This is a genomic window from Paraburkholderia sp. GAS82, from assembly GCF_050436285.1.
In the GTDB taxonomy this organism is placed as follows: domain Bacteria; phylum Pseudomonadota; class Gammaproteobacteria; order Burkholderiales; family Burkholderiaceae; genus Paraburkholderia; species Paraburkholderia phenazinium_B.
This window is the reverse complement of record NZ_JBNDLX010000001.1, coordinates 593,714-619,011: the sequence shown is the minus strand read 5'-3', so window position 1 is coordinate 619,011 and position 25,298 is coordinate 593,714. Positions and strand designations below refer to the sequence as shown.

20 protein-coding genes are annotated in these 25,298 nt (G+C 61.6%); 6 read left to right on the top strand and 14 right to left on the bottom strand.

Annotated elements, in window-relative coordinates; translation table 11 throughout:
- The first annotated feature begins 68 nt into the window (after positions 1–68).
- The gene (locus P3T17_RS02750) at positions 69–644 is read left to right on the top strand and encodes a hypothetical protein (protein ID WP_429404558.1); all 576 of its coding nucleotides are present in this window, start codon (positions 69–71) and stop codon (positions 642–644) included.
- Between the two features lie 644 nt (positions 645–1,288).
- Here P3T17_RS02750 and P3T17_RS02745 read toward each other — a convergent pair.
- The 3 genes from P3T17_RS02745 to P3T17_RS02735 form a co-directional block, all read right to left on the bottom strand.
- The gene (locus P3T17_RS02745; RefSeq protein ID WP_429404557.1) at positions 1,289–1,534 is read right to left on the bottom strand and encodes a hypothetical protein; all 246 of its coding nucleotides are present in this window, start codon (positions 1,532–1,534) and stop codon (positions 1,289–1,291) included.
- Between the two features lie 229 nt (positions 1,535–1,763).
- Complete coding sequence (locus tag P3T17_RS02740; RefSeq protein WP_429404555.1) at positions 1,764–2,354, bottom strand: helix-turn-helix domain-containing protein; 591 nt, start codon at positions 2,352–2,354, stop codon at positions 1,764–1,766.
- 45 nt (positions 2,355–2,399) lie between these two features.
- The gene (locus P3T17_RS02735) at positions 2,400–3,938 is read right to left on the bottom strand and encodes a tyrosine-type recombinase/integrase (RefSeq protein ID WP_429404553.1); all 1,539 of its coding nucleotides are present in this window, start codon (positions 3,936–3,938) and stop codon (positions 2,400–2,402) included.
- 241 nt (positions 3,939–4,179) lie between these two features.
- On the opposite strand from P3T17_RS02735, the gene mutS reads away from it, so the two are divergent.
- Together mutS and P3T17_RS02725 are read left to right on the top strand one after the other, a co-directional pair.
- On the top strand, positions 4,180–6,876 hold the full coding sequence (gene mutS, locus P3T17_RS02730; RefSeq protein ID WP_429404551.1) for a DNA mismatch repair protein MutS: 2,697 nt from the start codon (positions 4,180–4,182) through the stop codon (positions 6,874–6,876).
- The gene (locus tag P3T17_RS02725; RefSeq protein WP_429405483.1) at positions 6,842–8,194 is read left to right on the top strand and encodes a hypothetical protein; all 1,353 of its coding nucleotides are present in this window, start codon (positions 6,842–6,844) and stop codon (positions 8,192–8,194) included. The genes mutS and P3T17_RS02725 overlap by 35 nt, the downstream gene beginning before the upstream one ends.
- A gap of 35 nt (positions 8,195–8,229) precedes the next feature.
- Here the strand turns inward: P3T17_RS02725 and P3T17_RS02720 are convergent, their stop codons facing one another.
- Positions 8,230–8,772: an FKBP-type peptidyl-prolyl cis-trans isomerase gene (locus P3T17_RS02720; protein ID WP_074264206.1), complete on the bottom strand. Its 543-nt coding sequence runs from the start codon at positions 8,770–8,772 to the stop codon at positions 8,230–8,232.
- Positions 8,773–8,804: 32 nt separating this feature from the next.
- On the opposite strand from P3T17_RS02720, the gene P3T17_RS02715 reads away from it, so the two are divergent.
- Both P3T17_RS02715 and P3T17_RS02710 read left to right on the top strand, forming a co-directional pair.
- Entirely contained in the window at positions 8,805–10,043 is a 1,239-nt protein-coding gene (locus tag P3T17_RS02715) for a JmjC domain-containing protein (RefSeq protein ID WP_429404549.1), read from the top strand.
- Positions 10,044–10,275: 232 nt separating this feature from the next.
- Positions 10,276–10,554, top strand: a complete 279-nt coding sequence (locus P3T17_RS02710; protein WP_074264204.1) for a hypothetical protein — start codon at positions 10,276–10,278, stop codon at positions 10,552–10,554.
- Between the two features lie 264 nt (positions 10,555–10,818).
- Here P3T17_RS02710 and P3T17_RS02705 read toward each other — a convergent pair whose 3' ends face one another.
- The 3 genes from P3T17_RS02705 to P3T17_RS02695 all read right to left on the bottom strand — a co-directional run bounded on the left by P3T17_RS02705 (position 10,819) and on the right by P3T17_RS02695 (position 14,511).
- On the bottom strand, positions 10,819–13,095 hold the full coding sequence (locus tag P3T17_RS02705) for an ATP-dependent DNA helicase (protein ID WP_429404547.1): 2,277 nt from the start codon (positions 13,093–13,095) through the stop codon (positions 10,819–10,821).
- A 63-nt stretch (positions 13,096–13,158) separates the two neighbouring features.
- Positions 13,159–13,377, bottom strand: a complete 219-nt coding sequence (locus tag P3T17_RS02700; protein WP_074264202.1) for a DUF465 domain-containing protein — start codon at positions 13,375–13,377, stop codon at positions 13,159–13,161.
- A 78-nt stretch (positions 13,378–13,455) separates the two neighbouring features.
- Positions 13,456–14,511 carry a hypothetical protein gene (locus tag P3T17_RS02695; protein WP_429404546.1) on the bottom strand — a complete coding sequence of 352 codons (1,056 nt, stop codon included), beginning with the start codon at positions 14,509–14,511 and terminating at the stop codon, positions 13,456–13,458.
- Between the two features lie 143 nt (positions 14,512–14,654).
- On the opposite strand from P3T17_RS02695, the gene P3T17_RS02690 reads away from it, so the two are divergent.
- Positions 14,655–17,018 (top strand): Tex family protein, encoded by a 2,364-nt coding sequence (locus P3T17_RS02690; protein ID WP_429404545.1) that lies wholly within the window; start codon positions 14,655–14,657, stop codon positions 17,016–17,018.
- Between the two features lie 114 nt (positions 17,019–17,132).
- Here the strand turns inward: P3T17_RS02690 and P3T17_RS02685 are convergent, their stop codons facing one another.
- The 7 genes from P3T17_RS02685 to hflK all read right to left on the bottom strand — a co-directional run bounded on the left by P3T17_RS02685 (position 17,133) and on the right by hflK (position 25,268).
- Positions 17,133–19,019, bottom strand: coding sequence for a potassium transporter Kup (locus tag P3T17_RS02685; RefSeq protein ID WP_429404543.1), 1,887 nt, complete (start codon positions 19,017–19,019; stop codon positions 17,133–17,135).
- A gap of 253 nt (positions 19,020–19,272) precedes the next feature.
- A complete protein-coding gene (locus P3T17_RS02680) occupies positions 19,273–19,857 on the bottom strand; it encodes a phosphoribosyltransferase (RefSeq protein WP_074264198.1) in 585 nt (194 codons plus the stop codon).
- Between the two features lie 3 nt (positions 19,858–19,860).
- The gene (locus tag P3T17_RS02675) at positions 19,861–21,207 is read right to left on the bottom strand and encodes an adenylosuccinate synthase (RefSeq protein WP_074264197.1); all 1,347 of its coding nucleotides are present in this window, start codon (positions 21,205–21,207) and stop codon (positions 19,861–19,863) included.
- A gap of 180 nt (positions 21,208–21,387) precedes the next feature.
- Entirely contained in the window at positions 21,388–22,539 is a 1,152-nt protein-coding gene (locus P3T17_RS02670) for an ATP phosphoribosyltransferase regulatory subunit (protein ID WP_074264196.1), read from the bottom strand.
- A gap of 154 nt (positions 22,540–22,693) precedes the next feature.
- Entirely contained in the window at positions 22,694–22,885 is a 192-nt protein-coding gene (locus tag P3T17_RS02665; RefSeq protein ID WP_074264195.1) for a DUF2065 domain-containing protein, read from the bottom strand.
- A 44-nt stretch (positions 22,886–22,929) separates the two neighbouring features.
- Positions 22,930–23,832 (bottom strand): protease modulator HflC, encoded by a 903-nt coding sequence (hflC, locus tag P3T17_RS02660; protein WP_429404541.1) that lies wholly within the window; start codon positions 23,830–23,832, stop codon positions 22,930–22,932.
- A gap of 11 nt (positions 23,833–23,843) precedes the next feature.
- Positions 23,844–25,268: an FtsH protease activity modulator HflK gene (hflK, locus tag P3T17_RS02655; protein WP_429404539.1), complete on the bottom strand. Its 1,425-nt coding sequence runs from the start codon at positions 25,266–25,268 to the stop codon at positions 23,844–23,846.
- Positions 25,269–25,298 lie beyond the last annotated feature (30 nt).

The following is a 25,298-nucleotide window of genomic DNA, read 5'->3' as shown; positions in this document are numbered from 1 at the left end:
ATTCCTGCCACTCGCTATACTCTTTTCGACCGAGTTGTGGTCGTTCTTTTCTCTTGCTCAAAAACAACATGGAACCCATCTATTTGACCGCGTTAGTTGGCTTGGCCGGGGCCGTTTCCACCTTTTTTGGCGTCTCAATCACAAGCCGCACACAGATAGCAAATCAGAAGATCAACAATCAATTCCAACTCGCGCTGGCACAAGAGAAGGCCAGGAGCGAACTGCTAGCCAAGGCCAAGGAGACCGGGGCCGCCCAACTGGCCACCGCGCACAAACTTCTTAGCCACATTTCCAGAGAGTTCTCCGTGACCGGACTCAATATTATGTGGACCGCGTCGATGTCAGTGGACGACTTCAACGCCAAATACATGTCTTTGTGCGAACGCGCCGATGAGCTATTGATGATCGTCGATTTCCACGCGCCCGAAGCCTCGGAGATCTGTCGCAAAATATACGGTGAGATGAACATGTTTTGGGGAAATTTCGGAAACGTTCTCCACCTCACCGCCGCCGGCACAAAGGTAGACCACAACACACCTTGCTTTCGGCTAGCGCATGACGCGGCCAGAGAAATCGGAGAAAAATCCGTCTTCGCACAAAGCAATTTGCGACGAAATTTCGAGTCGCACTACGCAGCTAGCTAGGTCAGCCTAGCGCGCGACAAAAGTTGGCTGATTCAAGGGGATTTCTCTCTCCCGACCGACAAAAGCAGATTCTATGCGGTGAAAGTAGTCGCGTTCGACCGGGTCTATATGCGGAAGATCAGAATCGCGAACTTGGTGGGCTTCAACAGCGGCATTTGCCAGTCGAGCCACCGGTTCGACGGGAGCTCGTTCGCTAATGCCATTTCGCTAGGGTTGTGGACCCAAGTCAGGGGCGACCACTGCAATTACGCGTGACGCCAGCTAAAGTTGTGGCTCACGAGACAAACCATTAGTCAGAAAAATTGCCATCGTGTTGACGGCACCCAAGTAAAGTGAGATGAGGAAGGCTCTCCGAGTTAGGCTGAGGTTTCCCGAATGCATCCCATCGCCATTTCACCCGTGCTGCTGACCATCCTGCTGGCGTGCCCCATTCTGCTTGCCATAATCATCATGATCTGCGGCTGCATGAGGCGCGCCCGTTTACCAACTCAATCGATTGGTCTACAACTTGGTGCTGGATTCATGCAAATGGGACCCGCCGAAGCTCGAAGATTTTGGGCTGTAATAGCGCTTATGACCGGTGCCTTACTGTGGCTTGTCGCGGATCTCATCGCGCACTTAGTCCTACATGCATTGTATTGACGCTACTGGCTCGGCAACTTCAGCGCTGGCACGTCCCCGAGCTTCAAGAGGCCATAGACAATCAGTGCAACTCCACAAATACCCAATGCCAAAAACAGGATCCAGCTCAGCAGCATGACCCAGCGATTGGCCCCGCTTGCGCTGAGATCCTGCGCAGATTTGTAAGCTACACGAGCAAGGTAGAGAAACCCCATTCCAAAGAAAAACTGAATCACCACCCCGAGTAAGTAGAAAATCTGATTATCCATATCTTGGTATCTGAAATAGTTCCGCCTCGAAGGCGGTTCATTGAACATGAAATGATACTATCAGTGCGCCGTTTTACTTCATACAGAATTTTGTGCCCCCTCCGCCGACGATTGGGTCTATGCGCGATCAGGCTCGCGCTGTCTGCTGATACGCCATTCCATAATTCGTCAGCGGTGCAAAATTGCACCAAGGCTTGAATGCGCCTCAATTGGTGTGAGCTTCGACTTCTCATTGTCCGTCTCGGATGGCGGTTGCGATACTCGTAGCTTCCAACGCAGCGGTGATTTTCTCCTTTGACGCGGCAAGCGCGGACAGAACGGCCTTCGAAAGTTCTTGGTGCGCTGACAGATTCGCCCATTCCCTCCCTGCCGCCTCGACGACTGGTAGCCAAACCAAGTCCCATGTGTCTACGCCTAAGCGCCCGATCACCATGCTCAACGAGACCTCCTCGGCTGCGCCTGCCACCACCCCCGAGGCGTTGACATAAAAGGGCGTTTCGGCGATCAAATCGAAGACAGTCCTGAACGCATGACCTCGTCGGACAGCCGCTTCCATAGAGTTGGAGACTTGATTGGCCTGCTGCCACGTCAGCAAGTCGATTTTCAGATAGAGACACTTCTGGTTGCCGCCGCGTGCGCCCCTGATTCCGCCCTGAGTATAGGTCGGCCCGCTTCCGTCCAGACGCATGCGCTCCAATGTCTTTGGCGAAAGGCGCAAAAACAGAGCCGCCTCGGCTGTCGTGAGCGCCGCTTTGTCGGGGAGCGCATGGAGCGCCGCCAGCACTTCATAGGTCTTCAATGCCGCGTCATGGGACGACATGCGCTCTTCTCCGTGGGTGCTTCCGGCTCGCTCCAGGCGCCCCCATCAATTTGCGGCGCCAGCGTCTGTCACGACTGTCTCCTTGCTCGCCTTGGGCGGTCGGCCCGAGCGAGGCTTCGGCGGCTTGCACACGTGCGGTTCAGGCGCCGGAAGCGGAGGCCAATCAACCGGTTTCAAGGCATTGTAGACGTTTGGTGCTTTGCTCAAAATCGCTTGTTCAATTCGTTCGATCCAATTTTTAAGCAGAGCCCATTCCGGTTTCGTATAAGTATCAGTGACGTGCGCGTCAGCGTGATTCAAAAACCGTTTCTTGATTGTATCTGGCACGTCGAGCGAAGTCGTTACCGCGCCAAAGGAGCGTCGAAAATCATGCGGATTGAGTTTTTTAATGCCGACTTCTTTTCGCAGCGTAGCCAGCAGAGCGGTGGCATTTGAATAGTGCCCGCTTTTAGAAAAACGGCTCCGCGCGGGGAAAACAAAATCTCGCGATTTCGCGCCGAATCCACGTCTCAAAGTCTCGTCGGCCGCTGCCTCCTGGCGCCTGCGTAACAACTCCGCGGCCATCCGCCCAAGCGGGAGTCTGTGATTGCGGCCATTTTTTGTGTCGTGCAGAAAGACGTATGGACCGTATTCGCCTTTCTCGGACAGCCAAACATGACTCGTCGTCTTCCGTTCGTCGGGCGTCAAAAGCTCAGCCCATTTGCATTGCACATGCTCAGACTTGCGAAAGCCGAGGAGCAACATCAAGATCAGGAAATGAACACCGGTCTTGTTGTCGTTCTCGCGCTGCTTGCTCCACGCAGCTTCGAGAAACGGCCCGATCGTTTCGCTCGGCGACAAGGGGTTCCTCTTGCCTTTTTCCTCACGCTCTCGCTCAATTTGGCTTCGCGTCCGGTAAAGGCCGTGCAATGTGAGAATGGCAAAAGGATTGGCGGCCAATGCCGGCGCACGGCCCGCGTGGTTCGCATCGACGAGCTCCACTCCGACGACCCAATTGATGGCGGTCGTGGCGAAGCGAAAGGCTTGCTCGTTCGCGGTCGGATGCGCGGCGCCGGCTTCAAAGCGGGAAACAATCTCGCTTGTCGCCAAGCTTCTCACTTTCTTGCCCGCCCAGCCCCAATCCGTGAACTTTCGTATGTGCCGGTCCGCCGCGCGCAAAGTCTCGGGCGCCGCTCTCTTTTTCACGCGCGTCGCAAGGTGGTTGCGATACGCAGCGAGAGCCTTCCCCAGTGTTATCTCAGCGGCTGATTCGTCCCGGCTGTCTTGATTTGGATTTCGCCCTGTTTCAACCATCTTCAACGCGAGCTCGGCCGCCTTTTTGCGGGCAACACCCAAATCCAAAAAATCGGCGACATTGCCCACCGTCGGCATGATGGAAACGCCCCGGACTTTGCGCCGAATGACGTAAGTCTTCTTCGACGAGACTCGAACGCCAAAACCAGGGGGCGCGTCACGGTTTGAATCCCATACAATGTATGGCTTATCGTTCGGCTCAAAAACCAAGCCGCCTTTCGCGTCCACAGCAACGGGCTTTTGGTCGAAGCGCAACCGCTTAACGAACGCGAGCGTGAGGTCTGCTTTCATAAGATTCCGTCATTCCTTTAGGCCCAACTGAGGGACTGGGATGGGGACTGAAGTATTTCTATGAACCCTTTCCTGGTAAGGCTTTCGAGCCTGCCTTTGCCAAGGGGGACTGGAATCTGGAGTGTAGACCAAACGACGCCCCTGCAGTCCGCGCTCAGTCCCCTTTGACATCGGGGAAGGCGTCGCAAAATGACGGAAAATGTCGGTGAATGTGCGAGCACGAACACAAGCAAGCTATTGAATGGAAACGGAAAACTTGAACGAAGCGAAGAGCGGCGCAGAGCTCGGAAACCATACTCCAATGATGCAGCAATACCTGCGCATCAAGGGGGAGCATCCGGGCACGCTCGTGTTTTACCGGATGGGCGACTTCTATGAACTGTTTTTCGACGATGCCGAAAAAGCCGCACGCCTGCTCGATCTCACGCTGACCCAGCGTGGTGCGTCGGCGGGTAATCCGATCAAGATGGCCGGCGTGCCGCATCACGCGGTCGAACAGTATCTCGCCAAGCTGGTGAAGCTGGGCGAATCGGTCGCAATCTGCGAACAGATTGGCGATCCGGCCACTTCGAAGGGGCCGGTCGAACGCAAGGTCGTGCGCGTGGTCACGCCCGGCACGCTCACCGATGCTGCGCTGCTGTCGGACAAGAGCGACGTGTACCTGCTCGCGGTGTGTGTGGGTCACAACCGGCGCGGCGTCGCCACCAACGTAGGCCTCGCGTGGCTCAACCTCGCGAGCGGCGCGTTGCGCCTCGCGGAAGTTGCACCGGATCAGGCGGCTGCCGCGCTCGAGCGCATTCGTCCAGCGGAAATTCTCGTCGCCGATTCGCCGGTCGATACCAACACGTGGTCGCCACCGGCTGGTTCTGGCGCACTGACACGGGTACCCGTCTGGCATTTCGACGTCTCCTCCGGCACGCAGCGCCTGTGCGATCAGATGGACGTGGCGAGCCTCGACGGTTTCGGCGCGCATTCGCTGTCGAGCGCCTGCGGAGCAGCCGGCGCGCTGCTGCTGTACGCGGCAGCGACCCAAGGTCAGCAGCTGCGCCATGTGCGCAGTCTGAAGGTCGAATACGAATCCGAATATATTGGGCTCGACCCCGCCACGCGCCGCAATCTCGAACTCACGGAAACGCTGCGGGGCACCGAAAGCCCGACGCTGTGTTCGCTGCTCGATACCTGCTGCACGACCATGGGCAGCCGGCTGCTGCGCCACTGGCTGCATCATCCGCCGCGCGAAGCGGCGATTGCGCAGGCGCGTCAACAGGCGATCGGTGCGCTGCTCGAGGCGCCAGTCAGTGCAAGCGTCGATACGTTGCGCGGCGCGCTGCGGCAAATTTCCGATATCGAGCGGATCACCGGGCGCCTCGCGTTGCTGTCCGCCCGCCCACGTGACCTGTCGAGCCTGCGCGATACGTTCATTGCGTTGCCCGATCTGCGCACGCTGCTGGCCTCGGTGACGGGCGCTGCCGATTCGCTCGCGCGCATCGACGCCGCGCTGGAACCGCCCGCGCCTTGCGTCGATCTGCTGAAGCTGGCGGTGGCGCCCGAACCGGCTGCAATGGTCCGCGACGGTGGCGTGATTGCTCGCGGCTACGATGCAGAGCTCGACGAGCTGCGTGATATCTCCGAAAACTGCGGCCAATTCCTGATCGACCTGGAAACGCGCGAACGCGCGCGTACCGGCATCAACAATCTGCGCGTCGAATACAACAAGGTGCATGGCTTCTATATCGAAGTCACGCGCGGCCAGACGGACAAGGTGCCCGACGACTATCGGCGGCGCCAGACGCTGAAAAACGCCGAGCGCTATATCACGCCGGAGTTGAAGACCTTTGAGGACAAAGCGCTGTCGGCACAGGAACGCGCGCTCGCACGTGAACGCTCGCTCTATGACGGATTACTGCAGGCGCTTCTGCCGTTCCTCGCCGATTGCCAGCGCGTTGCCGCGGCGCTCGCGGAACTCGATCTGCTCGCCGCGTTTGCCGAGCGCGCCCGCGCGCTCGACTGGGTCGCGCCTTCCTTCACGCCGAGCGCGGGTATCGCGATCGAACAGGGACGTCACCCGGTGGTCGAGGCGCAGGTCGAGCAGTTCATCGCCAACGACTGCACGCTCAACCCCGAACGCAAGCTGCTGCTGATCACCGGCCCGAACATGGGCGGTAAATCCACTTTCATGCGGCAGACCGCGCTGATTGCGTTGATGGCCTATGTGGGCAGTTATGTCCCGGCAACGCGTGCGACGTTTGGCCCGATCGACCGCATCTTCACGCGCATTGGCGCAGCCGACGATCTGGCCGGCGGCCGTTCGACCTTCATGGTCGAAATGACGGAAGCCGCGGCGATCCTGAACGACGCGACACCGCAAAGTCTCGTGCTGATGGACGAAATCGGCCGCGGCACTTCGACTTTCGACGGCCTCGCGCTGGCGTGGGCAATCGCGCGGCATCTGCTCGCGCACAACGGCTGTCACACGTTGTTCGCCACGCATTACTTTGAGCTGACGCAACTGCCCGCGGAATTTCCGCAAGCGGCCAACGTGCATTTATCCGCCGTGGAGCATGGCCACGGCATTGTCTTCCTGCATGCGGTGAACGAAGGCCCGGCGAATCAGAGCTATGGCCTGCAGGTGGCGCAACTTGCCGGCGTGCCTGCTGCCGTGATCCGTGCGGCGCGCAAGCATCTCGCGCACCTCGAGCAGCAGTCGGCCGGGCAACCCGCACCGCAGCTCGATCTGTTTGCGGCACCGCTGATGCTGCAGGACGCCGACGACGCTCATGACGACAGCGCCCCGCCCGCCCCTGCACTGACGGCTGCCGAGCAGGCGCTCATCGGGCGTCTGCGAGCGCTCGATCCGAACGACCTGCGCCCACGTGAGGCGCTGGACCTGCTCTATGAACTGCATGACCTGGCCACTGCGCCGGATGCAGATCATTGACCGGCGCCGTCGTCCGCAGCGCCAGCGCACGGTGTGCGCGGCGCTCGCATTTGCGCTGATCCTCGCAGCAGGGGTGTCAACCCAGGCACGCGCCGCGCCGATCCGCTACACCTTCGCAGTTATCGCCGATACGCTGCAAAGCCCCGCTGACGAGGCCTCGACGCAGCGACTCATCGACGCGATCGGCCGCGACCGCAACATGTCGTTCATCGTCTACGACGGCAATCTGAAGGGCGCGAAAGAAGCCTGCAGGGACACGTTATACGATCGGCGACAGGCTCTGCTGGAAGCAGCACGGCCGCCACTGATCTTCGTCCCCGGCCAGCATGACTGGACCGATTGCGGTATCGCCGAAGCCGGCGGCTTCGATCCGGTCGAGCGGCTCGACCAGCTACGGCAGACGATCTTTGCCGACCCTTCGTCCATGGGGCAAAATCCGCTGGCATTGACACGCGAAAGCGAAGTCTCGCGCTTCAGACCGTATCGCGAGAATGTGCGCTGGCAACTGGGCGACACCGTGTTCATCGGTTTGAATGTGCCCGGCTCGAACAACCATTACGTGAGCGCGGGCGGCCGTAACGGCGAGTTCGAAGATCGCGTGATCGCCAATGCGTTCTGGATCGAACACGCAGCCGAGTATGCGAAACGGCGCGAAGCACGCGCAGTTGTAATTTTCATTCAAGGCGACCCGGACCCGGAACGCTACGAGCGGCCAGACCGTTTCGCATGGCTGCGCTTCGGACGCAACGCACGTCGCGATGGCTTTCTGGAACTCAAGCGCAGCCTCGTGAAGGCCGCGCAGATCTTCCACGGCCCCATTGTGCTAATCCATAACGACGATGGACGCCCCGCCGGCGGCTTTGCGATCGACCAGCCGCTGCGTAACGACAAGGGGGAGGTGGTGACGAACCTGACGCGCATCGCCTTCACGCTGCATGATCGTCTGGATGAGTGGCTTCAGATTGAGGCCGATCTTTCGCGCAGGCCGCCTTTCCGGGTCAGCGTGCACGCCGTGCCGAAGAACATGCCGCTGGTGCCGTTCCAACCCGCGTCAGCGGTTCAGCCTGCGCAGGCTCCCGATGAAAGCGAGCCCGAGCTTTCCTCACCGGCGGCGGCGGGCAATCAGACGCCGGGGCAGATGCCGGATCAGTTACCCAATCAGTCGCCAGGTCAAACGTTGAATCAAACGCTCAATCCGGCTTCGAACCTGCCGCCGCTTCTACCGTCGACGCCACCGCCGGAGCAACCGCTCAACACGCTACCCGGCTCAGGTGGACAGGCGCCGGCCCCAGGTGGAGCATCCGCGGGCACGCCCTAAGGTAAGGCACACCCGTCGCGGCGCATCTACCAGGTTCAGTGCAACGTGGGGCCCGACGGCTCTTCATCGCCTTCGTCGTCATCCTCATCGAGTACTTCCAGGCCGTCCGCGCCGTGGGCATGTTCGTGCTGGATTTCGTCTTCAGTAGCGGGACGCACGTCCTTGACGGTCAGCGCAAAACGCAGCGCCATGCCGGCGAGCGGATGGTTGCCGTCGAGCACGACCTTGTCTTCCGCGACGTCAGTCACGACGTACACCAGCGAATCGATGTCCTCGTCGCCTTCTTCCGGCGTGCCTTCGAATTGCATACCGACTTCGAGCGGCTCGGGGAAGCGCGTGCGCGGCTCGATCTTCACCAGATCGGGATCGTATTCGCCAAACGCGTCTTGCGGTTCCAGCTGGATCTGGGTCTCGAAACCAGCCTCATGGCCGTCGAGCTCTTCCTCGATCTTGGGGAACGTGCCATCATAGCCGCCGTGCAGATAGACCATCGGCTCATCGCTCTCTTCGATCAGGTTGCCCTGCGCATCCGACAGCTTGTAAGCGACCGACACGACGGTGTTCTTTGCAATTTTCATTCGATTCTCCAGAATACAACTCACATTATACGATGCCCAAGCGGCCCCTTGACCACCCGGCGCATGCAGCTTCTGCGCGGATTTCTCCGCCGGTTCTGCCGCCCTCGCCGGACGTACCCACACCGCTGCTCGGCAATCTCACTCCGTCGCAATTCATGCGCCGGTACTGGCAAAAGAAGCCTCTGCTGATTCGTCAGGCCATCCCGAACGTCGAGGCGCCGCTCTCGCGCAGTGAGCTGTTCGACCTGGCCGATCAGGACGAAGTGGAAGCGCGCCTGATCACACACTTTCGCAACAAATGGCAACTGGAACACGGCCCGTTTGCGGCCGACGAATTGCCCTCGCTCAAGCAACGCGCATGGACGCTGCTCGTGCAGGGCGTCGACCTGCATAACGACCGCGCCCGCGCCCTGCTCGAGCGCTTTCGCTTCGTGCCGGATGCACGTCTGGACGATCTGATGATCTCGTACGCGAGTGACGGCGGCGGGGTCGGTCCGCATTTCGACTCGTACGACGTGTTCCTGCTGCAGGTGCACGGCAAACGCCGCTGGCGGATCGGCGCACAACGCGATCTGTCGCTCCGTCCGGGTGTGCCGTTGAAAGTTTTACAAAATTTCGAGCCAGAAGGGGAATGGGTCCTCGAACCCGGCGACATGCTGTATCTTCCGCCTCACATCGCGCACGACGGCGTGGCCGAGGGCGAGTGCATGACCTGTTCGATCGGCTTCAGGGCGCCCTCCTCGAGCGAGCTGACCGCGCAATTTCTGTATCATCTCGCCGAGCGTGGCGAAACGGGCGGCCAGCCAGAGCGTGCTGCCCAGCTTTACCGGGATCCGCAACAGCCTGCAGTAGCGCATCCCGCAGAGCTGCCTGCCGCCCTGGTCGAACGGGTAGGCGCGATCCTTGCTCAGGTGAAATGGGGCGAAAAGGACATCGCGTCGTTCCTCGGCACCTATCTGAGCGAGCCGAAGCCGAGTGTAGTGTTCGATCCGCCGGAACAGCCGCTCAACGAGGCGCGTTTTATCAGGCGTGCTTCAGAGTTGGGCCTAAGGCTCGACCGGAAGACGGTTATGCTGTACAACAGCCGCTTTTTCTTCCTGAATGGAGAAGAAAATCGGTTTGCAGGCCATAAAAGATGGTTGATTGAATTCGCTGATTGCCGGCGTCTGAGTGCGAAACGCTTTGTAACACTCTCAGGCGATTCATCGGTGACAGCATTGCTGCACGAGTGGTATCGTGCGGGCTGGATACAAGTGGGCGAGCTTGTCTAAAGCTTGTCCGCCTGTTATGAAGTACCGTGAAATTTTGTATGAGAAAGACAACGTATTGACCCCGCATTTGTCGACGGTCTGTACGAAAGTGCATATAATTTCCGCCCAAGCCGTAGGGAAGATTCACGCTCTTGTGAAGTGCGTCTCCACCAGCGGCCCAGGTCGGTGTTGGAGCACATTACCGGTATTATTTTGCGCTGTTGCTTACCTTTAACCATAAAAGGACGTGATCATGAAGAAATCCCTCCTCGTAGCATCCCTGTTGGCAGCTGTGGCACTGGCTGCATGCAACAAGAGCAGCGACCAGGCAGCTGCCCCGGCTAGCGATGCATCCGCTGCTTCGGCACCGGCTGCTGCTGCTTCGGATGCAGGCGCTGCAGCTTCGGACGCTGCTGCTGCTGCGAGCGACGCTGCTGCTTCGGCACCGGCTGCTGCTGCTTCGGACGCAGGCGCTGCTGCTTCGGACGCTGGTGCGGCTTCGGCTGCTGCAGCTTCGGGCGCAAGCCAGTAAGCTGTCGTACAGGGTTCGCCTCTGGGCGAAAACCACATCGGAAGATCGCTCTGGTCTTCCGGTGCGGTAAAGCAAAACGCCACGGATTTACATCCGTGGCGTTTTGTCATTCTGCGCTCGCTTAATGCAGCCGCTTAGTTGCTCTTAGTTGCTCTTACTCGCGCTTAGTCGCTTATTGCTTTTTGTATCGTCAGATAATTACCGTCGTTAATTACGATTTGCTTATAGCAGCCGTTTTCAACGACCGGCCATCACTTCTTTTTTTCACTCAGAACGCACGCCTGCGGCTTCTTCGAAGAACTCACGAACCACGTCGATCTCTCTGGTCCGCTTGAAAGGCGGCAGGCTCTGCCATATACGGCGCCCATACGGTTTGTCGACGAGTCGGGTATCGCAGATCATCAAAACGCCGCGATCCGTCTCAGCGCGAATCAGACGCCCTGCGCCCTGCTTTAGCGTAATCACCGCCTGCGGCAATTGATGGACCGCAAACGGGCTTAACCCCTTCTTGGTCAGTGCGTCGAGCCGGGCGGCCAGCACCGGGTCGTCGGGCGGTGCAAACGGCAGTTTGTCGATCACGACGAGCGAGAGCGCATCGCCACGCACGTCGACGCCTTCCCAGAAGCTTTGGCTGCCTACCAGGATCGCATTGCCATAGGAGCGGAAGCGATCGAGCAGTTCCGTGCGACTCGCATCACCCTGTACCAGCAGCGGGTAGTTCCAGCCACGCGCTTCGATCACGTCGCGCAGCTTCACGGCAATCTTGTCGACGGCCCGCAATGTCGTGCAGAGCATGAATACGCCGCCACCCGACGCTTCGATGGCCGGCAGCGCGGCTTCGAATACCGCGTCGGTGAACATCGGCGAGGACGGCTGCGGCAGATTGCGCGGCACGTACAGGAGGCCTTGCGTCGGATAGTCGAAGGGGCTCGGCAGCGTCATCGAGCGGCGCGCGTTCAGGCCCATCTGTGCGGCATAGTGCGCGAAATCGCCGCGCACCGAAAGCGTTGCCGATGTGAAAATCCACGCCCGCGGCACGCCGGCACGCTGCTTGGCGAAGATCGGCGCCACCGACAACGGCGTCTCATGCAATTGCACGGTATGCGCAAACACTTCGATCCAGCGCACCTTTTCGTTCGGGTCGCCAACGGCCTTCTTGTCGACCGTAGCAGCATCGCCACCGGCGGCGTCTGAGGCTACGTCGCGTTCGGCTTCGGTCGGCGGCGTCGTCCAGCCGGACAGGATCCCCTGCAACTCGCGCGCGCGCCGCAGACAGGCACCCAGCGACTCGGCGCGTTCCGCCTGGCTCGACAAGGCATTGGCGAGCGCAGCCAGTTCCGTCTCAAGCGTTTCGAGCGCAGCAAAGAGCGGATGGCCGTCCGGCAACTGGCCGATCGACAGCCGCACCGAATCTTCCTTGAAGGCGAGACGCACGTCGCGCGCCGAACGTTCGAGCGCCGCGCCGAGCTTCACCCAGTCGACCACCTCGCGCGCATGGCCCAGCCCTTCGGCAACCGAGTCACGGGCCAGTTCGAGAAACTGCGCAGTTGAGAGCGTCTCGCCGAAGAACAGCGTGGCGGTCTCCGGCAATTGATGCGCTTCGTCGAAGACGATCGTATTGGCCGTCGGCAGCAGTTCGGCCATACCGGTGTCTCGCAACATGATGTCGGCGAAGAACAGGTGATGGTTGACCACTACGATGTCGGCCTGCTGCGCCTCTCGGCGCGCCTGCATCACGAAGCATTCCTTGTAGTGCGGGCACTCCTGGCCAAGGCAGTTTTCACGCGTCGAGGTCACCATCGACCACACCGCGGCCGTCTCCGGCACACTCGCGAGTTCTGCCTTGTCGCCGGTGCGGGTGATCTTCGCAAAACGGACGATATCCTGCAGATACGAGGTTTCCTGGCGCGACGGCAGACGCCCATTGTCGGCGGTGCGTTGCAGGTAGTAGTGGCACAGGTAGTTCGCGCGACCCTTGAGCATCGCCACCGTGACGGGCACGGCGAGCGCATCGCGCACGGTGGGGATATCGCGCTGGAACAGCTGGTCCTGCAAGTGCTTGGTGCCGGTCGAGACGATCACCTTGCCGCCCCACAGCATGGCCGGTACGAGATACGCGTAGGTCTTGCCGGTGCCGGTGCCCGCTTCGACGATCAACGTGTTCTCGCTGCCATCGAGACCGCCGGCAGCGTCGCTCGTAGCAGCGTCTGCAGCCGCGGCAGCTGACGCATCCCCAGCGGGCGCCTGCAGGCGCCGTGCCGGCCGCTTCTGCGCCTCGAACATCGCCGGCTCGGGCATGGCCCTGCCCGACGCTTCCATCGCTGCAGCGACCGCGCGCGCCATCTCGATCTGCGAGGCACGCGAACGGTAGCCGTCAATCTGGCGCGCCAGCAGGCCATCAGCGGCGAAGATGTCGTCGAGTTCGGATTTGCGGCGGGGGTTCAGCGAGGCCGCGAGCGCACTCCCGGCTGCGCGCGGCTCGCGTGCGGAAGCTTCGTCATCCGACGAACTGCGCGAAGAAGAAACAAGCGGTGAATTCAAGGCAAGCGTTTCCTGCAAAATCCGGTGCGCGCGTGGCGACCCGGCGCCTGCCAGGTCGCGCGCCTAAGCGCGCGTATCCGGTTCGAGCTGCAACTGCAGCAAGATGATGGTGTCCTTCACCTTGAGTTTGCGCTTCTTGAGGCGCTGCAATTCAAGGTCGTCGAAGCCGGGCTCATCCGACATTTTGTCGATCAGACGGTCCAGTCCACTATGTTCCGATTCCAGCTGCAGAATACGGTCCTGAAGTGCGTTCGCGTCGATGACGTGATGATGGTCGCGCATGCTCGCCCCTCTTCCTGAGCGGCGCGGGCTGCCTCGTGCAGCCCAGACGCCTGAGGTTGCTGTCCGGCTAAAAACGCGTTACTGCTGTTGTTGCTGTTGCTTCTGCTGCTGCTCGAGTTGCTGTTGCTGCTGCAACTGCTCCTGCTGTTTCTGCTGCGCCTTGTCGGCCGCCTGCTTCTGGCGCGCCGCGACGTCCTGCTGATGCTGGGCGGCCGTCTCCTGCTTGCGCTGGAAGCTCTGCTGCTTCTCGACACGCTCCTGTGCCTTTTGCGCGCCCTGCTCGCGAGCCTGCTCGAGCTGGGTCTGGAAGTTGGCCTGCTTCTGATCGTACGCCTGCTGGTTCGCCGCCGCCTGCGACGGGCTGACACCGCGTTGCGCCTGATCCAGCGCGTGTTGCTGCACCTTCTGCTGATACGACTGCTCGTTGGCCGCGCGCTGCGGGGCCTCGGCTGCGCGCTGCGCCTGATCCAGCTGATGCTGGCGCTGCTTGTCCTCGTACTGTTGCTGGTTGCTGGCGTCCTGCGCCGCGCGCTGCGGGGCGTTGGCCTCGTCCTGGGCACGCTGCAGGGCTGCCTGCTGATCGCGCTGCTGCGCACGTGCCGTACGCTGTTCCTCGTCGAGCGCGAGCTGTTCCTTGCGGATTCCTGCCTGTACCGTGCGCATTCTGTCACGCGCCTTGTTGAGACAGTAGTTCACCAAAAACTTGCTATAACAATTGTGTTCGTCGACTGCGTAGTTATAGTTGTTCTCTTCGGTGCGATGGTTCAAGTCCGCTTGCCGCGCATCGAACCCGTTGCCCGGTGCCTCGCCCGTGGCGCCCTCCGCTCCCCTCGCTTTGGCATCCGATGCGCCGCTCGGGCCATTCAGCTGCCCGTCATCGGTGCGCAGCGTCGTGCCGGAGGCCGTGGAGCCCTCGACAGCAGCCGAACCGGCTGAACCCGCGGACGGCACGGTCGCCGCCGAGGGCGCCGATACCACCGGCTGATCCTGTGCCAACGCCGGTGCGGACACGGCGAAAGAGACGGCGGCAACGCCTAGCGCAGCGCAGGTGAACAGCGGCGCGGCCAGCGAGGCACAAAGCGAAGCAAGTGGAAAACGGGAGATCGGCAACGTCGTAGATGGGCAACGGAACATGCCCGAAATTCTATCACCCCGCGGTTGAGCCCTTTTGCATTTATGGCAAAATGCCCCGCTTCAGCAACCCGGCCGCAGCGCGCGCGTTCCGCGTGGCGCCACTCGCGGCCTCAGATCGAGTCCGGCAGGAACACCAAGACCCTATGACGGAAAACGTAGCACTCAAGATCGTACAGCGCATCGCCAGCGAACTCTCCGTCCAGCCGCGCCAGGTCGCGGCGGCGGTGCAACTCCTCGACGAAGGCGCGACTGTTCCGTTTATCGCGCGTTACCGTAAGGAAGTGACAGACAATCTCGACGACACGCAGCTGCGTAATCTCGAGGAACGTCTCCTGTATCTGCGCGAACTCGAAGACCGGCGCGCCTCGATCCTCGCGAGCATCGACGAACAGGGCAAGATGACGGACGAGTTGCGGACCGCCATCGAAGGTGCGGACAGCAAACAGGTGCTGGAAGACCTCTATCTGCCCTACAAGCCGAAACGCCGCACGCGCGCGCAGATCGCCCGCGAAGCGGGCCTCCAGCCCCTTGCTGACGCGCTGCTCGCCAATCCGCTGCTCGATCCGCAGACCGAAGCCGCCCAGTACGTCGACGCCGAAAAGGGCGTGGCCGACGTGAAAGCGGCACTGGACGGCGCGCGCGACATCCTCTCGGAGCAATTCGGCGAAACCGCCGACCTGCTCGGCAAGCTGCGCGAGTACCTGTTCAACCAGGGCGTGGTGTCGTCGAAAGTGGTGGAAGGCAAGGAAAGCTCGGAAGAAGAAAAATTCCGCGATTACTACGACTACTCGGAAACCATCAAGACGGTGCCGTCGCATCGCGCGCTCGCGCTATTTCGCGGCCGCAATGCCGGCGTGCTGATGGTCAAGCTGGGGCTTGGCGAAGAACTCGACGCGCAGGTGCCGCATCCGGGCGAAGCGCTGATTGCGCGCCACTTCGGCATCGCCAACCAGAACCGCCCGGCCGATAAATGGCTCGCCGACGTGTGCCGCTGGTGCTGGCGCGTGAAGGTGCAGCCGCACATCGAGAACGAGCTGCTGACCAATCTGCGCGAAGAAGCGGAGCATGAAGCGATTCGCGTGTTCGCCCGCAATCTGAAGGATCTGCTGCTGGCGGCGCCGGCAGGACCGAAGGCTGTGATCGGTCTCGATCCGGGCATGCGCACCGGCGTGAAGGTGGCGGTGGTCGATCGGACCGGCAAGGTGCTCGCCACCGACGTGATTTACCCGCACGAGCCGCGCCGCGACTGGGACGGTTCGATCGCCAAACTTGCGCGTATCTGCGCGCAAACGCAGGCTGAACTGATCAGCATCGGCAACGGCACGGCTTCGCGCGAAACCGACAAGCTGGCAAGCGAGCTGATCGCGCGCCATCCGGAGTTCAAGCTGCAGAAGATCGTTGTGTCCGAAGCCGGGGCTTCCGTGTATTCGGCCTCGGAACTGGCAGCGAAGGAATTCCCCGACATGGACGTGTCGCTGCGCGGCGCGGTGTCGATTGCGCGGCGTCTGCAGGATCCGCTCGCCGAACTCGTGAAGATCGAGCCGAAGGCCATCGGTGTCGGCCAGTATCAGCATGACGTGAACCAGCGTGAACTCGCGCGTTCGCTCGACGCGGTGGTCGAAGATTGCGTGAACGCGGTGGGCGTGGATGCGAATACGGCATCGGTGGCGCTGCTCGCGCGCGTGTCCGGATTGAACGCAACGCTCGCGCGCAATATCGTCGACTTCCGCGATGCCAACGGTCCGTTCCCTTCGCGCGAACATCTGCGCAAGGTGCCGCGTCTCGGCGATAAAACCTTTGAACAGGCCGCGGGCTTCCTGCGCATCAACAACGGCGAAAATCCGCTCGACCGTTCGTCGGTGCACCCGGAAGCGTATCCGGTGGTCGAGCGCATGCTCGCGAAGATCAACAAGCATGTCGGCGACGTGCTCGGTAATCGCGAGGCGCTGTCGGGCCTGTCGCCCGCCGAGTTCGTGGACGATCGCTTCGGTCTGCCGACCGTGCGCGACATCCTCGCCGAACTGGAAAAGCCGGGCCGCGATCCGCGTCCCGAGTTCAAGACTGCGACGTTCCGCGAAGGCGTCGAGAAGATCTCCGATCTGTCGCCGGGCATGGTGCTGGAAGGCGTCGTGACGAACGTCGCGGCCTTCGGTGCGTTCATCGATATCGGCGTGCACCAGGACGGCCTCGTCCACGTGTCGGCGATGTCGACGAAGTTCATCAAAGACCCGCACGAGGTCGTGAAGGCCGGCCAGATCGTCAAGGTCAAGGTGCTTGAAGTGGACGCGAAGCGTCAGCGCATTTCGCTGACCATGCGTCTTGCCGACGAGTTCGGTGCAACGGGTGCAGCGGGCGCCGCACAGCGCAGCGGTGGCGGCAGTGGCGGCCAGCAGGACCGTGGAGCCGGCAACCGGCCGGGCAGCAGCGGACGGGGCGCACCACAGCGCTCGCGTGAGCCTGAACCGTCAGGCGCGATGGCTGCAGCGTTCGCCAAGCTCAAGCGTTAAGGCGGCGCGCCGCAAGCGCCGCTAAACAAAAAGCCCACGCAGATCGCATCTGCGTGGGCTTTTTCATTGACCGCCCTGCCAGCAGAACAACCCCGGCAAGGACGGCATCGAAACTCAAATCTCGATCTTCGTCCCCAACTCCACCACACGATTGGCCGGGATACTGAAGAAATCGGTCGGCTTGGCCGCGTTCTGATGCATCCATGCGAACACCCGCTCGCGCCACACCGACATCCCTGGCAATTGTGTCGGCACAACCGTTTCCCGCGCGAGGAAGAACGACGTATCCATCAGTTCGAAGGTCATATCGTGCGTGCGGCCCACATCGGTCATCACCGCTTTCACGTCGGGCGTCTCGTTGAAACCGTATGCCGCCTTCACGAGGAACAGTCCCCCGCCGATCTCTTTGACCGTGACGCGATCCGCGTCTTCGACATAAGGAATATCGAGCGTCGCGAAAGTCAGGAAAATGGTGCGCTCATGCAGCACCTTGTTGTGCTTCAGGTTGTGCAGCAGACTCACCGGCACCAGCACATCGCTGCCCGTCAGATAGATGGCCGTGCCCGACACGCGATGCGGCGGATGCGCGAGCAAACCCTGCAGGAACGGCATCAACGGAATACCGTCGGCGGCCGTGCGTTCCTTGACGATCATCCTGCCCTTGAACCAGGTCATCAGCAGGAAAAACAGCAACGCGCCGATGCCCAACGGCAGCCAGCCGCCCTCCTCGACCTTCAGCAGATTCGCACCGAAGAAGCCGAGATCGACCACCATCAGGCCGCCGATAATCAGCGCGACCGCCAGCTTGTTCCACTTCCACACATTCACCATCACCACGCAGGCGAGGATCGTGGTGATCACCATCGTAGCCGTCACCGCGATACCGTACGCCGCCGCGAGATTGTCCGAGCTCTTGAAGGCCACCACGATGCACAGGATGATGAAGAGCAGCATCCAGTTCACCACTGGCACATAGATCTGTCCGATCGCGAGATCCGACGTATGCAGGATCTTCATGCGCGGCACATAGCCAAGCTGGATGGCCTGGCTCGTCAGTGAATAGGCGCCGGAAATCACCGCCTGCGAGGCGATCACGGTGGCCACCGTGGAGAGCACCACGAGCGGCAGCAGCGCCCAGTCGGGCGCAAGCAGGAAGAACGGGTTTTCGATGGCCTTGGGGTCGTGCATCAGCAGCGCGCCCTGGCCGAAGTAGTTCATCACCAGCGAAGGCATCACGAGACAGTACCAGGCCAGCCGGATCGGCTTGGCGCCGAAGTGGCCCATATCGGCGTACAGCGCTTCGGCGCCGGTCAGCACCAGCACTACCGAGCCGAGCACCACATACGCCTGCAGCACGTGCGCCGCCATGAACGAATAGGCATAGTACGGATTGAGCGCGCGGATGACGGCGGGCGCCTGCACGATATGCGCAAGGCCGAGCACACCGATCACCGCGAACCAGACCACCATGATCGGTCCGAACAGGCGCCCCACCATGGCCGTGCCGTGCCGCTGGATCCAGAACAGCACGATCAGGATAAGGATGGTGAGCGGCAACACCAGATGGGCCAGGTTAGGCGCTGCGATCTCCAGCCCTTCGACCGCGGAGATCACCGAGATGGCCGGCGTGATCACCGCATCGCCGTAGAACATGCAAGCGCCGAAGATGCCGAGCATTACGAGCAGCCCCGCGAGCTTCTTCTTTGGATCGACCGAGCGTAACGCCAACGCCATCAGCGCCAGCACACCGCCCTCGCCGTTGTTATCGGCGCGCATCACGAACAGCACGTACTTGATGCTGACGACGATCACGATCGCCCAGAACAGCAGCGAGATCACACCGAGGATGGATTGTTCGGTCAGCGGGATGCCATGCGCCGGGCTGAACGCCTCTTTCAGCGAATACAACGGACTCGTGCCGATGTCACCGAATACCACGCCGACCGCGGCCAGTGCGAGTGCAGGCAAAGGCTGTTTGTGCGCGTGATGGGTATCTGTCATAAACGCGAGGTATCCGTTCCTGAGCGGAAAAAAACGAGCGCTATTCTAAACTGACTGTAAGGTAGCGCCCCGGCCTGTTGTGCGTACACCACGTGGACAGCCCGCGAAGTTTAGCACCGTGCTACGAACCCGTCAGCCGCTTGTCATCGCGCTGTCAGGCGCTTTCTCATCAACCTGCGCGCGAAAAAAAACGGAGCCTAACCTGGCTCCGTTCTTGCTCATTCGCCGCATACGCCGGACAAGCCGGCGTCCATCACTGACCCGAGGATTCCTGCGCGGTACCGCGCTTGATCCAGGCGCCGAGATTATGCGGACGCACAGTGTCCCATTCCTCGAACGGCTGATGAATCCACGGATTGGTGGGCAGAAACTGCACGTGGTAGTCGGGCTTCACCTTCGAGCAGCCCTTGTACCAGAGCACCGCCGAGCGCACCGACGTAATGGCCGGATAGCGCTCTTTCAGATGCTGCTGCACGCGCGCCAGCGTCACGCCCGAATCGACGAGGTCGTCGACCAGCAGCACGTTGCCCGACAGCTCGCCGCGCGTCATCGTGATGTATTGGGCAATGTCGAGTTCGCCCTGCTCCGTGCCCGCGGCTTCACGGTACGAACTGGTGGCCAGGATCGCCAGCGGCAGATCGTAGATACGCGAGAGCTGATCGCCCACGCGCAGACCGCCGCGCGCGAGGCACAGGATCTTGTCGAACTTCCAGCCCGAATCGTGCACAGCGAGCGCCAGCAGTTCGATCAGGCGGTGATACTCGTCCCAGCCAACCCACAGGTTCTTGTCGTCATTGCGCGGGTCTTTCATCGCAATCATCGGTACACCCTGCGTCATGAGTTAAACCTTGAACGGATGACGAAGCAGAATCGTCTCGTCACGATCCGGGCCAGTTGAAACCATGTCGATCGGCACGCCAGCCACTTCCTGCACACGCGTCAGATAAGCACGCGCGTTGGCAGGCAGCTTGTCCCATTCCTTGATGCCGACCGTGCTTTCCTTCCAGCCGCCGAAAGTCTCGTACACCGGCACGCAACGCGCCACTTCCGTCGAACCGCGCGGCAGGATATCGCAGTCCTTGCCGTCGACCTTGTAGCCGACACACAGCTTCACTTCGTCGAGGCCATCGAGCACGTCGAGCTTGGTTATGCACAGGCCCGAGATGCCGTTGATCTGGATCGAGCGGCGCAGCGCAGCGGCGTCGAGCCAGCCAGTGCGGCGCGGACGGCCGGTGACCGAGCCGAACTCCTTGCCAACCGTAGCCAGCGTCAGACCGATCTGGTCCTGACGATCGACGTTATCCGCATCGTACAGTTCGCTCGGGAACGGGCCCGAACCGACACGCGTGCAATACGCCTTGGTGATGCCAAGCATGTAGTTCAGCTTTTGCGGACCGACGCCCGCGCCTGCGGCAGCCGCACCGGCCACGCAGTTGCTCGAGGTGACGAACGGATACGTGCCGTGGTCGATGTCGAGCAGCGTGCCTTGCGCGCCTTCGAACAGCAGGTTGTTGCCCTTGGCGTTTTCGTCGTAAAGGCGACGCGATACGTCCGTGACCATCGGCTTCAGACGGTCGGCGTAGCTCAGCATCGTATCGAGCGTTTGCTGGAAGTCGACCGCATCGACGCCCAGGTATTTCGTCAACACGAAGTTGTGGTAATCGAGATTTTCACGCAGACGTTCGGCGAAGCTTTCCGGATCGAACAGGTCTTGCACGCGCAAGCCGCGGCGCGCCACCTTGTCTTCGTAAGCCGGGCCGATGCCACGGCCGGTGGTGCCGATCTTGGCCGCGCCACGGCGCTTTTCGCGGCCCTGGTCGATGGCAACGTGATACGGCAGGATGAGGGTGGTGGCTTCGGAAATGAAGAGGCGCTTTTGCACATCAACGCCCGCGGATTCGAGCTCGCCAATTTCCTTGAACAGCGCTTCCGGCGACAACACGACGCCATTGCCGATGTAGCACGCCACGCCGGGATGCATGATGCCCGACGGAATCAGACGCAAGATGGTTTTCTTGCCGCCGATGATAAGCGTGTGACCGGCATTGTGACCGCCCTGGAAGCGAACGACGCCTTGAGCGTGGTCCGTCAGCCAGTCGACGATCTTGCCCTTGCCTTCATCACCCCATTGGGTTCCCACGACGACGACGTTACGTCCGGGGTTCACATTCGCAGCGCTGGCAGACATGTTGTTTCGTATGCTGGTTAAAAACGTATTCTACCTATGTTCGCGGAAGCTTCCGAATTTTTCCGTTTCCGCTCAACGGTATGGACGTTATCTTAGGTATATCGAAGTGATGCGGCGGCTCACCGCATCGATCGCTTTGCGTTCGTTCTGGCGAACGTTTTGCCGCTCAGGTTTCGCCGCTCAGGCGTGGGGTTCGACAACCCACGCGCCGTTGCGCTCGACCAACACGCGGTCGCAGGCAAATTCATCGAGCGCGTGGTCGTGACCCGGCAGCGCCTGGATCACCACTTCGCCCGCATCGCGCAATGCGGCCACACTGGCGCGCAGGGCGTCATCGTGCTGCCACGGCGCGAGAATCGCGCTGCTGCGCGCTTCGACCGGCGAGATACGCGCCACTTCACGCAGGTCGAGCGAAAAGCCGGTAGCCGCACGGGCCCGGCCATACGCCTGGCCGACGTGGTCGTAACGGCCACCACGCGCGACCGCGTTCGGCACACCGTCCACGTAGGCCGAAAACATCACGCCGCTGTGGTACGCATAGCCACGCAGGTCAGCGAGATCGATCATCACTTCCGCACCCTCGACCTGGCTGGCGAGGAACGCGAGATCGTCGAGTGCGCGGGCAATTTCCGGTGTGCCAGGCAGACGCTCGCGCGCTTCCTCCAGCACGGATGCGTCGCCATAGAGCGACGGCAACGCACGCAGCGCATCGCGAACTACCGGCGTAAGTTCAGTCGTCAATTCCGCCAGACGCGGCACGTCCTTGCCGGCGAGCGCTTCATAGAGCGATTCACCCAAAGCCTGCGCAGCCGGTTCGGCGTCGATCAGGGCCGCCAGCACGCCCGCATGGCACAGGTCCAGACGAACCTTCGCGAGACCCGCCAGACGCAGCGCGTCGAGCATCAACTGCTGGATCTCAAGGTCTGCTTCGAGCCCGGCGTGGCCGTAGATTTCCGCGCCGATCTGGATCTGTTCGCGCGTGGCATGCAGGCCACGCGGACGCGTGTGCAGAACGTTGCCGGCGTAACACAGGCGCGTCACGCCCTGACGGTTCAGCAGGTGCGCGTCGATGCGCGCCACCTGCGGCGTCATGTCGGCGCGCAGGCCCAGCGTGCGGCCCGACAACTGGTCGACCAGCTTGAAAGTGCGCAGATTGAGGTCGTGGCCCCCGCCCGTCAGCAGCGACTCGAGATACTCGAGCAGCGGCGGCATGACCATCTCGTAACCGTAGACGCGAAAACGGTCCAGCAGATGACGCCGCAACTCTTCGATCTTGCGGGCTTCCGACGGCAGCACGTCGGCAATATTCTCGGGAAGTAACCAGGTCGACATCGATACAGTCCTACGACGGTGAACACGGCGCCTCGCCGCGCCGGTAATTGAGAGTGAATGGCCAGCCGGGGCATGCGTACATGCATGCGGTGGCGGCGGCGCCGGCAGGCGACGCGCGCCCCGCGCCAAATCGCAACCCGAACCGCTCGCGCCTTCAGGTGACGATAAATAGCAGTATCAGCCCCAGCGCCATCACAATCAGTCCGCCAATGCGGATCTGCTGCGGCGGGCGTTCCGACATTTTACGGAACGTGTCGCGCCAGGCGCTCGGAAAAACGAAGGGGAACATCCCCTCGATGATCAGCATCAATGCGATCGCAAGCAATAACGAGCCGGCTATATCCATGCGAGTGGCGGTGCCGCGATACGTGTGCCGCGGCGCTCCAGTAATCAGTGTTTGCGCGCTGCCGCGGCGGCGTCCGGTGACATTTCACCGTCCGGGCTACGCATGAAGCGGAAAAACTCGCTGCTCGAATCGACCACAATCACGTCGTTCGGCTTGAAGGTGTTCCGGTAAGCCAGCATGCTCTGGTAGAACTGGTAGAACTGGGGATCGCGGCCATATGCGTCGGCGGCAATGGAGGCGGCCTTGCCGTCACCCTCGCCCTTGATCGTCTGCGCCTGCAGATACGCGTCCGCGAGCAATGCCTGCTGCCGGTTGGCCGCGTCGGCCTTGATCTGATCGGCCTCGGCCACGCCCTTGGCGCGCTCTGCGCTGGCCGCCTGCTCGCGCGCGGCGCTCATGCGCTTGTAGACCGAGTCAGCCATCGCAGCCGGGAAATCGATCCGGGCCAACTGGACGTCGATCACTTCCACGCCTAGCGACGCCGCCGCGGCGGACATGGCGCCACGCGCGTCGTCCGCAAGCGCCTGCTGTTTGGCCAGGGCGTCGGACAGCGTGACCTTTGCAAACGCATCGCCGAGCGCACTGCGCGACAACAAGGCGAGCCGGTCCGGCAACGTCTGTTCGTCGCCCTTGGTCTGGTCGAACAGCTTGAGCGGGTCGGTCACGCGATACTTGATCACGGAGTCGACCAGCAAGTCGGTTTTGTCAGACGTGACGAAGCGGTCTTCATCCGGCGTATCGAGCGTCTGGATCCGGCTGTCCACCAGCATCAGTGTTTGCAGCGGGGGCGGCAGCTTTGCATGCAGCCCCGGGCCGAGCAGTTCGGGAGTCGCGTCGCCGCGTCCGGACAGCACCGCCATATGACGCTGATCGACCACGAATACCGTCGACGACGCCGCAAACAGCAGAAGGACGATAACGACGATGAGCGCAATGATTCGATTCATGTTCGCTCGCCTCATTGGATGTCGTCTTCGCGACCGCGGCTGCGGAACGCGTCGCGCGAGCGCAGCGGATCGCTGGCAGCGTCGGCCTCGCTGGCCGAGCTCGCTGCCGCGGCGGCCGAGGCCGCTGCAGCAGGTGCGGGGGTATTGCTCGCGGCCTGGCTATCCTGCGTGCCCTGGGCTCCCTGAGTACTTTGCGCACCCTGGTTCAGGCCGACGGCGGAACCGGCCGAGCTGCCGGAAGCAGCGCTCGCCGCAGCAGCATCGGCAGCATGCTGACGGGTGGCCTCGACCAGCTTGTCGAGCGGCAGGTACATCACGTTGTTACCGGCTTTGCTGTCGACAAATACCTTCGTCGAATTCGAATAGATATGCTGCATGGTGTCCAGGTACATGCGCTCACGGATCACCGCCGGCGCTTTTGAATACTGCTCGTAGACCTGCTTGAAGCGCTCGGCATCGCCTTGCGCCTGCGCCACCACCTGGTCGCTGTAGGTCTTGGCCTGGTCGACGAGGCGCGCCGCGTCAGCCTGCGCATGCGGCAACAGGTCGTTGGCATACGCCTGAGCATCGGCCCTGGCGCGTTCACGGTCCTGATGCGCTTTCGCTGCGTCGTCGAATGCGGCCTGCACCTGCTCAGGCGCCTGCACACCTTGAATCGTCACACCGGTCACGACGAGACCGGTCTGCGATTCGTCCAGGGAATGCTGGATCGCATCGGTGAGTTGCTGGCGAATTGCTTCGCGATCCTGATAGAGAATATCGTCGGTGCTGCGCGCGCCGACAATGCTGCGCACGGCCGCCTGCGCAGCGAGCGTCACGCTCTGGTCGGGGTCGACACTGCGGAACAGATAGTCCGTCGCGCTACGCACCTGGTACTGCACGGCAAAACGCACATCGACGATGTCTGCGTCATGCGTGAGCATCGCGGCGTCCTTGACGTTCGCCATACGCACGATATTGTTGCGGCCAATCTCCACCGAACGCACGTCGCCGACATTGACGAGCTCGTGCGCTTCGAACGGATACGGCAGACGCCAGTGCACGCCCGGCGCCGCGGTATAGCGATACTTGCCGAACTGGGTTACGACGCCGGCCTGGCCGTCCTGCACCACGAACACACCGCTGCCGAGATAAATGGCGATCAGCACGCCGATGACGATACCGACACCGATACGCGCACCGCGCCCATTGTCAGGGCGGCCTGCGCCGCCACCCGTGCCCTTGCGGCCGAACATGCTGCTCAGGCGGCGATTGAAATCGCGCCACATCTCGTCGAGATCGGGCGGACCGTCGCCATCCTTGCCGTTCTGCGGACGCTTCGGGTCGTTCGGACGTTGCCGGTCGCCATTGCCGTCACCCCGGCCCCAGCGCGGATCGTTCATCGAAAGAGTGGCGCGCAGGCGCAGCCAGATACTCCGCACGTTGTAATCGTTCACCTGTGTTCGTTCACCAGAGTAGACAGCGGG

What these genes read in the sequence shown, in the direction of transcription:
- P3T17_RS02750 (WP_429404558.1), top strand. Translation starts at nt 69, where the DNA reads ATGGAACCCATCTATTTGACCGCGTTAGTTGGCTTGGCCGGGGCCGTT.
- P3T17_RS02745 (WP_429404557.1), bottom strand. Translation starts at nt 1,534, where the DNA reads ATGGATAATCAGATTTTCTACTTACTCGGGGTGGTGATTCAGTTTTTC.
- P3T17_RS02740 (WP_429404555.1), bottom strand. Translation starts at nt 2,354, where the DNA reads ATGTCGTCCCATGACGCGGCATTGAAGACCTATGAAGTGCTGGCGGCG.
- P3T17_RS02735 (WP_429404553.1), bottom strand. Translation starts at nt 3,938, where the DNA reads ATGAAAGCAGACCTCACGCTCGCGTTCGTTAAGCGGTTGCGCTTCGAC.
- mutS (WP_429404551.1), top strand. Translation starts at nt 4,180, where the DNA reads ATGGAAACGGAAAACTTGAACGAAGCGAAGAGCGGCGCAGAGCTCGGA.
- P3T17_RS02725 (WP_429405483.1), top strand. Translation starts at nt 6,842, where the DNA reads ATGACCTGGCCACTGCGCCGGATGCAGATCATTGACCGGCGCCGTCGT.
- P3T17_RS02720 (WP_074264206.1), bottom strand. Translation starts at nt 8,772, where the DNA reads ATGAAAATTGCAAAGAACACCGTCGTGTCGGTCGCTTACAAGCTGTCG.
- P3T17_RS02715 (WP_429404549.1), top strand. Translation starts at nt 8,805, where the DNA reads ATGCCCAAGCGGCCCCTTGACCACCCGGCGCATGCAGCTTCTGCGCGG.
- P3T17_RS02710 (WP_074264204.1), top strand. Translation starts at nt 10,276, where the DNA reads ATGAAGAAATCCCTCCTCGTAGCATCCCTGTTGGCAGCTGTGGCACTG.
- P3T17_RS02700 (WP_074264202.1), bottom strand. Translation starts at nt 13,377, where the DNA reads ATGCGCGACCATCATCACGTCATCGACGCGAACGCACTTCAGGACCGT.
- P3T17_RS02695 (WP_429404546.1), bottom strand. Translation starts at nt 14,511, where the DNA reads ATGTTCCGTTGCCCATCTACGACGTTGCCGATCTCCCGTTTTCCACTT.
- P3T17_RS02690 (WP_429404545.1), top strand. Translation starts at nt 14,655, where the DNA reads ATGACGGAAAACGTAGCACTCAAGATCGTACAGCGCATCGCCAGCGAA.
- P3T17_RS02685 (WP_429404543.1), bottom strand. Translation starts at nt 19,019, where the DNA reads ATGACAGATACCCATCACGCGCACAAACAGCCTTTGCCTGCACTCGCA.
- P3T17_RS02680 (WP_074264198.1), bottom strand. Translation starts at nt 19,857, where the DNA reads ATGACGCAGGGTGTACCGATGATTGCGATGAAAGACCCGCGCAATGAC.
- P3T17_RS02675 (WP_074264197.1), bottom strand. Translation starts at nt 21,207, where the DNA reads ATGTCTGCCAGCGCTGCGAATGTGAACCCCGGACGTAACGTCGTCGTC.
- P3T17_RS02670 (WP_074264196.1), bottom strand. Translation starts at nt 22,539, where the DNA reads ATGTCGACCTGGTTACTTCCCGAGAATATTGCCGACGTGCTGCCGTCG.
- P3T17_RS02665 (WP_074264195.1), bottom strand. Translation starts at nt 22,885, where the DNA reads ATGGATATAGCCGGCTCGTTATTGCTTGCGATCGCATTGATGCTGATC.
- hflC (WP_429404541.1), bottom strand. Translation starts at nt 23,832, where the DNA reads ATGAATCGAATCATTGCGCTCATCGTCGTTATCGTCCTTCTGCTGTTT.